Source organism: Terriglobales bacterium, from assembly GCA_035561515.1.
GTDB lineage: Bacteria > Acidobacteriota > Terriglobia > Terriglobales > Acidobacteriaceae > DATMXP01.
On sequence record DATMXP010000018.1, the window covers coordinates 169,646 to 183,135 of the forward strand.

Genomic DNA, 13,490 nt, shown 5'->3' on the forward strand with positions numbered 1-13,490 from the left:
AGCAAACGCCTGCTGCGGCGGCATGAACATGCATGTTATCTCGTACCTTTATGGTTTACACGTAACCCGCAAAGGTGTTCCAAAACGGAACTTAACACACCCCCGGTTGATGTAGCTCACATAGGCTGGGTTAGAACTGTGATTCAATCCTCAATGGTTACCCCATCTCCTAGGTTCGAAGCGCACCGGCTCAGGGCCTGATCAAACTGGGCCCGCGGACGCCGTGCCTGTTCCCCGCAGGGTGCTGCGTTTGTGACTGCGCTTGCGAGCGTAGTATGAACGTCCGCTCGTTTCTGTGCTGGATTCTGTGTCTATCCTTTCTGTTAACCCAAGACGGCTTTGCGCAGCTCCCGCAAAATATCGTTGGTGACGGGAAGACCAAGACAAACGTCGACGTAAAGGGAAGCATCACCGACGTTACCACTGAAACCATTCGTGGTGCGAACGCGTTTAACTCCTTCAGCTACTTCAATGTAGCCTCCGGTAATACAGTCAACTTGTTCTTGCCCACGGGCACGGACAACCTGTTGAACCTGATCAATTCCCAGAGCACCATCGACGGACTCCTAAATTCCATCAAGAACGGCCAAATTGGCGGGAACGTCTTCTTCATTAACCCATACGGCGTCATCATCGGCACCAGTGGTGTCATCAATGCCGGGTCTCTGGTGATTGTGACCCCTACAGCCAGCTTCACGGACCAGTTTTTCCGGTCCGTTGACGATCCTTCGGACGAAGCTACTGCCGCCATACTGGACGGTACCGTACCGATCAGTTCGGATGGGTTGATCGTTGTACGCGGAAAGATCAATGCCCTCAGCAATATCAGGCTTGCTGCGGGAACTGTAACGAACTCCGGCGCGATCGATTCAGGAGCGGTATACGTCGTTACCAAGCCGGATTTCAGCGATGTAGTGAACATGAACGGACTCCAGGATGGAACGGGGCTCAGCATTGTAGGCGGGAACATCGAGATCGTAGGAACTGAGAAAATTGAGGCGGGCGGCACGATCAGTACTCGAAAGCTGGGAGCTTCGGGACAATCCACCGGCAATTCGGGGAACCTTGCGATCTCCGCTCCAACGATCAATGTGAACGATGGCGCTTCACTTCTGGCGGGTGTCAACAACCAAGGCGGTACCAGCTACATCGGCGGCAACGTGTTGCTGCAGGCTAAAGAGAGAATCATAAGCAGCTTCGAGATGAGCATTGCCGACGTCTTCCAGAACCAGAGGAGCGACACCAAGATTACGGTCGGCACTGCGACAATCAATGGCAAAGACGTAACCATCACAGCCGCCTCCGACACTGAAAAGTCCACGACGCTTGAACCTCAAGATATGGAGGATCCAAACGATCCGTCGAAGAACCTGCCTACGATCATTCCGGAAGGACTTTCATTTGTTGTCAGTGAAGCCAAGCAGTTGTTGCCTCCTATTGAGGGTCTAGCGGCGGCGGTGATCTCCCCGGCGAAAGCCGAGATCAACATTGGCGCAGCAAACATTACGGCATCGAACGACGCGAAGATCGAGGCGAAGGCCACCGCAGAGACAACAATCAAAGCGGCTGGCGTGTACGTCTCTTACGGGAAAACAGACGCGACTGCAAAGGTGAACGTCGGCAGTGGTGCGCAGATTACGGCCGGTAATTCACTGACACTGAATGCTGAAACTTCAAACAAGCTCGAAGTCGAAGCCCAGCCGATCACCGGGATGGTACTGAAGTTCGCGGAAAAGGAGCGCACGCAGACCGGGCCGACGATCGCTGTGGCCTATGGGAAAGGCATTTCGACCTCCACGGCTGGCGTTGAATCGGGCGCCACATTGCAGGGCAAGACTGTAATCGTCACTTCAAAGAACGAAAACGAATTCAAAACCAAGGTGGATGCGAAAAGCTATTCGGGAACGACGGCCGGAGGAGCAGCCGGAGTCGCGATTGGTGACTACGATTCGACCAGCCATGCGTATGTAAACGGGTCGGTCACGACGACGCAAGCCCCAACTAGTGCAACCGATACCACGGGCAGCCTGACGGTGAGCGCGACGAGCACGAATAAGACTGAGACAAGCGCGGAAGCCAGTGTGAAGGAAAACAAGAATCCTACAGATGGCGACCAGCAGAAGAATGACAAGTCGATTTCCGATGCCGTTGACAGCAAGAAGACCGATCAAGACGCGGGTGAATCTTCAGCAAAGCTCTCTGCGGCCGGAGCTGTGACGATTGTCAGCAGCAACAACGAAGCGCATGCCTCGATTGGCACAGGTGCAAGCCTTGTTGCACTGGGGGATTTCAATCTGAACTCCCTGGCAAGCGAAGAGATTACGGTGAAGACGAAGGCGGAATCGTCCGAAGCGTCGCTCTCTGTTGGCGGAGCTGTTGCCATCACGAACTATACGAACACGGCGGAAAGCGTGATCGGCAGTGGCGCCGAGGTGGATGCAGGACGGAATCTCGGAGTCAAAGCCGATGCGAACGTAGTGAATCCGAACATCGATTTCCTGATGGACCTGGCTTTGGGCGGGGACTTCGATAAGGATCGTGCGCTTGAGCTAGGTAAGGATATCCTCACCAACTTTATCGAGAATCTCGTGAGTTCGGACGAGAAAGGCTGGAAGGGCAAGCTCTGGGATGCGACCAAAAGCACTTTCTTCGACACTTTCCTCAATACGCAGGTTGAGAGCACCGGTGCGGCGAGTGCGAGCGGAGGGCTCGGCATCGGAGGCAACGCCGAATTCCTGACCATAAACAACAAGGCGACTGCTGCAATCGACTCCGCCAGCATTAATCAGAAGTCGCAGTACAGAAATGATTCGCAACTGGTGGCACTAACAGCGAACGGTCACGTACGCACAGGCAATTCTGCCGGAGTGAGCACCGAGACCGAGCAAGAGAATCAAAGCGGCAGTGGTTCCGGAAGCGGTTCTGGCAGCAGTTCCGGGACCAGTGTCGGTATCGGTGGCTCCTACAGCGAAGCGAACTACACCAATACCGTAAAGGCGTATATCGCCGACGGCGCGAAGGTCGCTGGAAGCGGGCTCGACGTAAAGGCGAACTCCTCGAATCTGTTTGTGAACTGGGCGAGTGCCGGATCTGAAGGACAATCCATTGGGATCTCTGGCGTGTTTGGCAAGTTCACCCTGAACAACACCACGGATGCACATATTGAGGAGGGAGCAACCGTAGATGTTTCGACATCTGCGCCGGGCGCCAATGCAGACGTGAACGTCGAAGCCCACAGTGAAAACTACGGTCTGTTTGCGCAGGGTGTCACGAGTTCTGCCAGCACGTTTGGGCTTGGTGCTTCGGTTGGAGTGAATAAGGTCACCGACCTGACGACCGCCTACATCGGTAACACGACCGGCGACGTGACCGCAGGTGGCACGATTACGGCAGATAACGTGCTGGTGAATGCTATTTCGAAGGAGCGCTTCTTTGGTCTGGCTTACGGCTACATGGCGACGAAAGAGGATTCGCAGGCCGATAAGAAGGATGCAAAGGAGGGCGGCGGAAAAGGATATGGGTTCGGTATCTCCGGGAACATAGTTCTGAACACATTGATTCAGACCGTCGACTCCCATATTTCCGATGCCGATGTTACAGCGCGAAAGAATCTGAATGTGAAAGCAGCGACGGAGTCCTTATTTGCGGGGCTCTCCGGCACGCTGATAACGACGAGTTCGGGCGGCCTTACCGGCGCATACAGCCAGAACACCCAAACGCGCACCACCAAGGCTTACCTGGACAGCGCACTCATCCACGCCGTCGATGTAGCCGTTAAGGCTGAGTCGAAGGACCTGTTCTTTGCCGTGTCGGCTGGAGGTTCGTTCTCTGGCAAATACGTCAATGTTGCAGGGTCGGTGAACAACAACTCGATTACCAATATTACGACGGCAGCGATCGACGACAAATCCGACGTCACTCCGACGGGCACGCTTGCCGTGGATGCCAGTAACAGCGACCTGATCGTGACGGTGGCCGGCGCAGTAACTACGAGCGGAAAGCTTGCAGTCGGTGCCGGGGTTGATATCGAGGACCTTGATAACACGGTGACGGCCCGGATCAACGACTCCAAGGTGGAAGGAAGCAAGAATGTTCAGGTCACGGCAAAGGACAAGAATGACATTTATTCCTTTGCGGCTGCCCTGGCCGTTGCCAGCGATATCGATATCGGCGGGGCAACTGTTATATGGGACGTCGACAGCAACACGCAGTCGATCATCGGCACAGGATCCAACGTCAGCACCCCCGACAACCTGCTGGTAACTTCCTCGAATGACCTCTGGATGCTTGAAGTCGCAGGTAACATCGGCGGCGGCGAAAAAGCTGGCGTCGGTGTCTCCGCAGTGGTCAACACAATTGACCTGACCAGTAAAGCCATCATCGAGGGTGGGGCCACGGTTGAGGCTGACGGAAATGAGACTCCAGCGGCGAATGCCAATTCGGGCGTCATGCTGTCCGCCTCAAATAAAGAGACACTGAAGACGTTTGCTGCCGGCGCGGATGGAGGCGGCAAGGCAGGTGTGGCCGGTTCTGCGGTCGTCAACATTCTAACCGACAACACTGAAGCGTCAGTTGGCTCCGGCGCAAAGGTGAATGAGGACACAAGCAACGCCAATCCGAACCAGACGGTTGCGATCCTCGCGTCTGACAGCACCGACATCCTTTCGGTTGCGGGCGGAGCTGCGGGCGGCGGCAAGGCTGGTATTGGTGCGGGTGCAGATGTCGGCGTCATTGAGAAGCATACGAAGGCGACTGTCGATGATTCGGCTGTGATCAATGCGTTGAACGACATTGTTATCAAAGCAATGTCGGACGAGTCGGTATTCTCCGTCGCTGCGGCTCTCTCCGGAGCGGGGTCATTTAGTTTGGGTGTCTCGGCGTCGGTTTACGTCCTTACCAATGAAACGAAAGCGTACGTAGGCGCTGCAAATCTGGACGCCGGAGACAGCGCTCTGATTTCCGCACAAGATGACACTCACCTGATCCTCCTCGACGGCAACATCGGCGGCAGCGGTTCGACATCCGTAGGTGCTTCCGGGGCCGTTACTGTGATTGACAAAGACACGACGGCGACCACCGGCGCTGTGATCATCAATGCCAGAGGGAATGGCTCACCCGACGAGACGGCTGCCGGAGTTGCGGCCAACAATGGGCAGTTCAATCTCAGTTATCCGAGCTACGCCAGCAAAGAGGTCGGCACGTTCGAGCCACCTGACGCGACGCAATCTGACGTAGATAAAGACAATCTCAAACTGACTGACGTATTCGAAGACAAGGTCTTTACCGGTCATCGCACGGCAACACCTGTCACTACGCAGGTGCAGGGTGTCGCCGTCACGGCAACTTCGACGAATGACCTGCTTACGCTTGCTGCCGGCGGACAGGCGTCCGGCAGCTTTGCGGTTCCGATCTCAGCAGGCGTCAACATCATGGATGACACCACAACGGCCACGATCGGCAAGAACGCGCAGGTTAATCAGACGAAAGGCAGCGTGGCCCCCAATGACCAACAGTCGGTGCTGGTAGCCGCCGGCAGCGATTACGGCCACTTCGGGGTTGCCGGCGGAATTGCCATTTCGGGCACGGGCGCGATCGTGCCGGCGGCAGACCTGAACTTTGTGGAACTGAAGACCACCGCCAACATCGGTGAGAATGCGAAAGTAACTGCTGAGAAGGATGTCAGTGTTAAAGCGCTCGCCCAGGAGGACTTCTACTCGATTGCGGGCGCAATTGCCGGGAGCGGTCAGTTCACACTCGCAGGCTCTGTTTCGTTGATCAAACTCGACAACATCACAAAGGCGTTCATCGACAAAGATGCCACTGTGAAGGCTGGTAACAATATTGAAGTAAAGGCCCAAGACGATACTGATGTTGACATCCTCGCAGGTGCCGGATCTCTCGGCCTTGGTGTTGGAGGTCTGGGCGGGTCGGTTGGAATCTCGCTTATTAATAAAGATACGGACGCGTACATTGGCACCGGTGCCAGCACCGATGCAAATGCCCTCACGAATGTCTGGGCGGATACGTATGAGAACCTCCGCACGTTCGCTATCGCGGGATCGGCCGGTATGTACGTCGGCATTGCAGGCGCAGTCTCAGTCGAAGTCGTTAACTCCGACACCAGCGCCGCAATCATGTCCGACGCGAAGGTAAACCAGAACGTCAGTACCTCGGAGCAGGACGTCAAGGTGCAGGCAGAGAACCTCTCCGACATAGGAACCTTTAATGGTTCGTTAGGAGTGAGCATCGGCGGCGGCATAGCGGGTGCCGTAGACGTAGGGAGCATCAAAAACGACACATCGGCCAGTATTGCGTCGGCCACTGTGGATGCCGGCAGAGATGTTGGTGTAACGGCGACTCAGAGCCGCGACATTGAAAGCGACGACCTCAGCATTGGTGGAGGCCTCGTCGGCCTTGCTGCTTCAGTTGCCGTCTGGGGTGTCAGTTCGCAGGTGGACGCCAATTCACTGAAGTCGGATACGTACCACCCCGATGGCGAGAACAAGGGCAACTACTCTGATGTACAGAGCTTTACAGACGATCAGATCACATCGGACTCCTCAAACAGTACGACCAGCGTGCTGATCGGGAAGCTAACTGGGGCCGACACCACAACCACGCAAGGTGAGCACTTGGCCGATGCGGCCAGTCGTGTGAGTAAAAAGACAGAGGGCAGTCCGGTCACGACCGAGCTGACCTCCACAGTTACGACAAACGGTACAACAGCACAAATCATCGGTGGTGATGTGACCACGGGAGGTGCGCTGAACGTCAAGGCACAGGACGACTTGAAGCTGGTGATGGCCACTGGATCGGGCGCTGTTGGCGTGGGCGGCGTGGGTGGCGCGGTCAACGTGGCTGACGTTGGCACCAACACCGCAGCGACGCTCAATAGCAATGTGAACGCCACCGGAAACGTGAGTGTTACGTCCAGTCGAACTGCAAACTTCGACGGCTTCCAACTTGCGCTGCAGGCGGGTGTCATCGGATTGGGTGCAGCTTATGGCGAACTGAACGACACCAGCACCAACATTGCATCTTTGGGCGGCACTTTGAGCAGCACCAACGGCGTGCTGGTGGATTCCAATACGTATCGCGACTTTTGGATGCAAAGCGCTCAGGGTGGCATCGGCCTTGCGATCGCAGGAGCCTCTATCGCCACAATCGATGCCGGAGGCAGCACTAAAGCTGTGATCGAGGCGAATACTCAGGTTGGGCAGGACGAAGAAAAGGAGGTCCAATCTCTCCAGGTCACGAGCACCGACAACACCACCGCAACCTCAGACGCATGGGCTGTTGGTGGTGGAGCATTGACTCTTCAGGGTGCCGTGCCCATCGCCAAGGTAAAGGGAGAAACGAGTACCACGGTCGGGAACTCGGCCATGGTGAATGTGCAAGGCTCGTTGTCGGTTACTTCTGCGGCGAATCAGACGGCCAAAGCCGACGCACACGGCTTCCAGATTGCTCTCGCAAAAGCGGGAGGATCGTACGCCACCGCATCAGCTGAATCGATCTTGGCGACGTCCATCGGCGAATCAGCTCAGCTCGGAGCGGGTGGAAGTGTTGAGATCAAGGCGACCTACAACGAATTGCCAACAGCTCAGGTTAGCGCATCAGGGACGACGTCAGGCGGCAGCCTGCTTGGGCTAGACGGATCGAGCAGTTCTGCATCGGCTACGCCAAATGTCAGCGTCAAGGTGGGCAAGAACTCGACCATTGTCGCCGAAGACGGAGATCTCGCCATTTCCTCACAAGCCGCGAAACGGGCGACTGCGACCGCGAGCGCTGAGAGTATCGATCTGTTGAAGTTCTCAGGTACCACATCAGCCAGTTCCGCGGTTGGCAACACGAACACCGTGTCGATTGCCGAAGGAGCATCGGTAAGCGGCAATAACGTCAGCATTGCTGCCGATACAACTAGCGTGGCGAGCACCCCGACGGTTGTGGGATCTGCATACGGTATTGCGGATTACAACACCACCGTCGGCAAGGCATACGTGACGGGAAGCACGTCAACGAGTATTGCGGGCGACGTCACCGCAGATGACAATGCAGTGATCCGGGCCACGGTAGCCGAGCGTGCTGTCGCAAAAGTGTATGGTGTGGCCGACGCCGGCCTAGCTGCCGGAGCAACGGTTAGGAGTTACGCAGGTGCTCCGGACAGAACGACGTCCGTTGATACACCGGCGGTTTCGATCGAAGGCACCAGCTCAGTTAGCGCCAAAAATCTGACGGTGCGTGCAGAGATAACAAAACTCCAGGTCGAAGCAGACTCTGACAGCTACACTTCGGCAGTTGCAGATACGTCGCCCACTGCTGAAGCATATGTCTACGTAATCGCCAACCCAAGCGTCACGATTCAATCGGGTGCTGAACTCATAGCCCCTGACAGCATGACGCTTTCCGCAATACTGAATCCCGACGCGGACCTAGTTCATACCTACAGCACCACTTACGCCGAAATCATGAACCTGGGGTTCACCGGCAAGCTCACGAGCATAGCCGAGAATTGGACGACCTTCGATCCAAGCGTGAACGTCGCTGACGGAGCGACGTTGCGGACGGCCAGTTTGACGATCGAGTCGAAGGTGCCTGAGCAATCGGATGACCCGAACGCACCGAAGGTCTACATCAAGGATGCGCAGGCGAAGGGCACCACGGTAGTGACTTGGGTCCTAACGAAAGTCCAGTCGGTAGTTAATGCCATCTTCGGGTGGATTCCCTTCGTCCGGAAGATCATTAAATGGATATTCAAGTGGGTTGCGGAGATCACCCACTCCGACCAGATCATTGAGGCACGGGGAGATTACTTCACTGGACCTGCGATTCACATGAATGGCACGTTGTACCAGGGGATGCCGACAAGCTTCAGTCCGTACCTGGTGGTAGACCCTAACGGCAATATCACGAACGCGACCAGTCTTACGGCCGCCGCTGACGGGACCGGAAACATTGTTGTCAGCGACATCGTCAACAACCTGAAAGCTGCAGTCACAATGAACGCGCCGGGTGGTGTTGTCGATGGCGACTTCGACATTCATCAAAACAATGCGTTCCAGTCGGTGACGTTGATCAACAATTCGATCTACAACCTGATCGTGAACTCCATCACCCCACTATCTACAAATGGCGGCGAAGCGAACCTGAACGTAGATGCCAATGATGTCTCGAACCTGCGCTACACGTTCGTCGCTGAGAACTTGCCGACTCCAATCACGGTTCAGAACAACAGCACTTCGAACGTCGTCTTCAACGGCACTATTTCCAATGCATCCGGCGAACTTGATGTAACGAACACCGGCGGAAGCATCCTGGGAACGGCGAGTGGCTCGTTGCAGGCCCACGACATATCACTTGCTGCAAACCATGGCAGCATCGGAAATTCGACGTCGCCTCTGAACATGTGGCTGGTGTCCGGTAACCCCGCGGCGCAATACGACACGGCGGGTAATCCGACCTTAACCGCTCTTGCCGGACGCGACATAAACGCGAACATCATCGCTACCGAGTATGTCTCCTTACCGGAAGCTGTTCCGGGCCGGCAGGTTGCGGCCGAGATCAACTCCGTTCTCGCCGGTGGTAAGGTGAACCTCAATCTTTCAGGCCAGGTTTTGCTGGCCACTCAAGTTGAAAACACAATCGACCTCAGCTCGCACCCCGCGACGGGCGTTTTCAACTTCAACAACGAGTTCACCGCAGCCGGCGATATCAATCTTGCGACTGCGTCGGGCACGCAACTGAATGTTAACGGGACCATGACAAGCGGTCTCACCGACATTGACTTCGCGATCAATGCGGACGGATCGACGGATCCGTCGAAGATCAATTGGGCAGAGTCGATTGACGGGCAAAATGTGAATGTTACTTCCATCCAGCAGGCAGGTGGACACATCGCTGTTACAGGCGATGCAGTACTCGGCGGCGCCGGAACGATGAAAGTACTGGATGGGTACAGTCATATTGCCGTCAACAACAAATCGTCCCGCACATTGACCATAGGCGATCTGAATGTGGGCACGCGTACCAACGGCAGCATTCAGATAAACGGCGTTGCCGCGCCGTTGAATGGCAATCTCGGAACGGTCAACACGGCTAGCTATGGGTACGGTTCGGGATTGGTCAACGTCACGAACGAGGGTGCGTCGGACGTTGTTCTGACTGGAACAATATCCAATCCAACCGGCACTACCTCGATCGCGAACGCGCTGGGCAATATTACTCGCGCAGGCACATCGCAGGTCGTTCAAACGAAGGACTTGTCTGTTGCCGCTACGAACGGCCAGGCGGGTTCGACCGCACTGCCGCTAAATGTGCAAATGAATGGGGGCAGCGCCACCATCAATGCGAAGTACGACGTTGGTCTCAATGCTGTTTCCGGTGACTTAAAGGTGGCAAGCATTACGTCGACCGCAGGGGATGTAGCGGTCACAGTCAAGGCAGGGAAGATTGATGTGAGGGCGATCAATGCCTTGTCAGGGCTTGTGAGTTTGTGGGGAACGGGATCGATTCTGAATGCGGACAATCGCGAGACCAGCAATATTGCTGCGAATTCAGTCGATCTGGTCTCGACCACTGGCAGTATCGGAACCGCTACTACCGCTTTGAACCTCAACACCGCGCAGGGCGGCAGCATTTCGGCCCAGGCCGCTACCGGTATCAACATCGTTGAGACTACCGGCAATATGAATGCCCTGAGCGTGAGGTCAAATGCTGGGAACGTTTCACTGACATCGCAGGATGCGGACTTAATCGTCGGTATCATCACTGCGAACACCGGAAACGTAGTCCTCGACGCTTATGGTTCCATCCTGAGCGGCGGTGGGATCACGCCTTCCGCCATCGATGGTTCGCTGCTTGCAGATGTGATCGGGAACAACCTCAATTTCAAAGGACAGACTGGAAGCATCGGCACCGAGGAGAATCCGATCTATGTTGACGCGGGTTCCTCCGGAACCATAACAGCAGCGGCCAACAATGACATACATGTGGTCGAGATATCGGGCGACCTCAATGCCAATTCGGTAACCTCGGCGGAGGGCGACATTACGCTTGGAGTAGAGGACGGTGACGCGAATCTGGATACTGTCGCGGCAACCAGTGGCGACGTGGCGGTGGTTGCGAACGGATCCATTCTGAACGCAGGCAGCGCGACAAGTCCGAACGTGTCGGGACAGAACCTGCTATTGAATGCCAACCAAGGCACCATCGGTGAATCCGCGAAAGCCTTGGTGACATCGGCATACGGTTCAACCGAGACGTTTGCGACAGACGGCATCTTCCTGCATCAGCTTAGGGGCCGAATGATCGCGCCCAGCGTGAGCAGCGATGGCGACATCGACGCGACGATTGACTTCGATACGGTTGACCTCCAACTGCTGTCCGCGCCGGACAATGTTGCGTTGGTAGTGAACGGAACCAAACTGAACATCGATACAGTGGAAGATCCCACAATCCTGAAGATCAACCTAACTGGCACCGGCGGCACCACTACGATCGGTGAACTCTACGCCGGCAAGTATGTGTATATCCTTTCGGATTACCTGAGTATTGGCCGGTTCGTTCACACGAGCATGGAACCCATATTCTTTGACATCATGACCACCCTCGGTGGACCGAACCTAAGACCGATTGAGCCCGGCGTGGCGGCGGCGAGCTCTGCAGCCGCTAATCAGGAGCGGTTGGTTAAGGAGAAGCTGGATCCAGCTAACAGGCCCGCATCGCCAGAAACCACGGTGACGGACAAAACTGTAAGTGCGGCGATGGAAGGAGGTGCGCAATGAAAGCGAAGCGCGTGCTGTCCATCATCATCGTTCAGGTGGTCCTATTTTGTGTGTCGCTGTACTCACAAGTACCTTTGGGAGTCGAGCCCGGCGCCGTGCAACACGGCTCCAGGCAGGTACTCGACCACTATGAATCCACAAGCAAGATCTCCGTCCCCTTCACGCTGACAAGCCCTATCAGCGGCAACACGAATCTCAACGCGAGCGCTGTGGCTCCGGCGAGCACTACGGTTGAGATGGTGCTGCTGAATCGCGTGGTCACAGACGCATCCGACATATTGAATTCTGACGACATTCGCGGCGTGACCTCAAAGTATGAGGGCCGGCAGGTATCCATTTCCGAACTCAACGGAATGGTTGCCGACCTGAATGACCTTTACTCGAAGAAGGGATTCACGATGGCGAGAGCGGTCTTGCCACCCCAGTCTGTGCAGGACGGTGTGGTCAGGGTTCGCCTGGTGGAAGGGCGTATCGGCGAAGTCTTCGTCCAAACCGGCACGCATACCCACAACTCCTACGTATTGAACCGTATTCCGCTCAAGACTGGCGAACTGATCGACGTGAATGAACTTCAACGCACGCTGGCGTACTTCAACGCCACAAACGACTTGAAGTTGCATGCGGAGCTTCAACCGGGGCGCGCGTTCGGAACCGCGAATGTCGTTTTGCAGGGCGAAGGGCCGGAAGACGCCGAAGTCACGTTCTTTTTCGACAACGCCGGACGCGACACCATCGGGAATTACAGAGGCGGAACGATGGTGCGCTTCAACAGCCTATTTGGAAACCGTGATCCCCTTTTGGTTGGATTCCTGGGAGCAAACGGTACGCTGTCCGGTTTCGGTAGCTATAGCGTCCCCTTGGGCTTGCACGGATTAAGGATCGGCGGCGGATTCGATTACAACACAATCGAGATAAATTCCGGACCTCTCGAAAGCGTTGGAATCGTAGGCCATGCATTTGATGCGACATTGCGGCTTACCAGTCCGTTGGTCGCACACAGCACCACAACATTGAATGGATTCGCCACTGCCCATCTGAAGAAATCGCTCCTGCAAAGTGAGGGCTATCCTCTTACACACACGCGCGTGAGAAGTATCGAAGTTGGAGCGGACTTTCAGAAGTTCGACAATCATGGTCTCTGGTACTTCAGTAACATGATCAACACCGGATTCCACGATTTGGGCGGCAGCAATACCTTCCTTCGTTATAACGGCACGGTTGCACGGGTGTTCACGTTTAGAAACAACATGCGAACCATCCTCCGCGCCTCTGGACAGGCAAATGCACTGGACCCTCTGCCTCCTATCGAACAATTCCAAATTGGCGGCGTTGCAACGGTTCGGGGATATCCGGAAGGGAGGTTGATTGGTAATAACGGGATGAACCTCACAGGCGAATTCAACATCCCGATGCGTGTTGGCGAAAAGGACCTTTTAGGCACCTACTTATCGAAGCGACTGACGCTAGCTCTGTTTGTGGATCATGGGAAGGTATTCGACGAAGGGTTCAGCGACTCCATTTACGATCATATGACATCACTTACGAGTGCCGGGTTTGGGGTTTCCTTCAACCTGCCGATGCGGCTTACGGGAAGAGTCGATGTAGGTTTCCCGCTCCAAAACCGGAATGGCATCAGCAGTGTCGGAGTGAACTTCTACTTACAGACGACATACCCGTTCTCGAGGATGTGGAACCGCAATAAGTAGGGAG

At 55.6% G+C, this 13,490-nt stretch carries 2 protein-coding genes; both read left to right on the plus strand.

What is annotated here, in order from left to right:
• Positions 1–275 precede the first annotated feature (275 nt).
• Positions 276–11,780 carry a leukotoxin LktA family filamentous adhesin gene (locus tag VN577_07485; GenBank protein HWR14655.1) on the plus strand — a complete coding sequence of 3,835 codons (11,505 nt, stop codon included), beginning with the start codon at positions 276–278 and terminating at the stop codon, positions 11,778–11,780.
• Complete coding sequence (locus VN577_07490; GenBank protein ID HWR14656.1) at positions 11,777–13,486, plus strand: ShlB/FhaC/HecB family hemolysin secretion/activation protein; 1,710 nt, start codon at positions 11,777–11,779, stop codon at positions 13,484–13,486. Before VN577_07485 ends, VN577_07490 begins: the two co-directional genes overlap by 4 nt.
• The last annotated feature ends 4 nt before the right edge of the window (positions 13,487–13,490 follow it).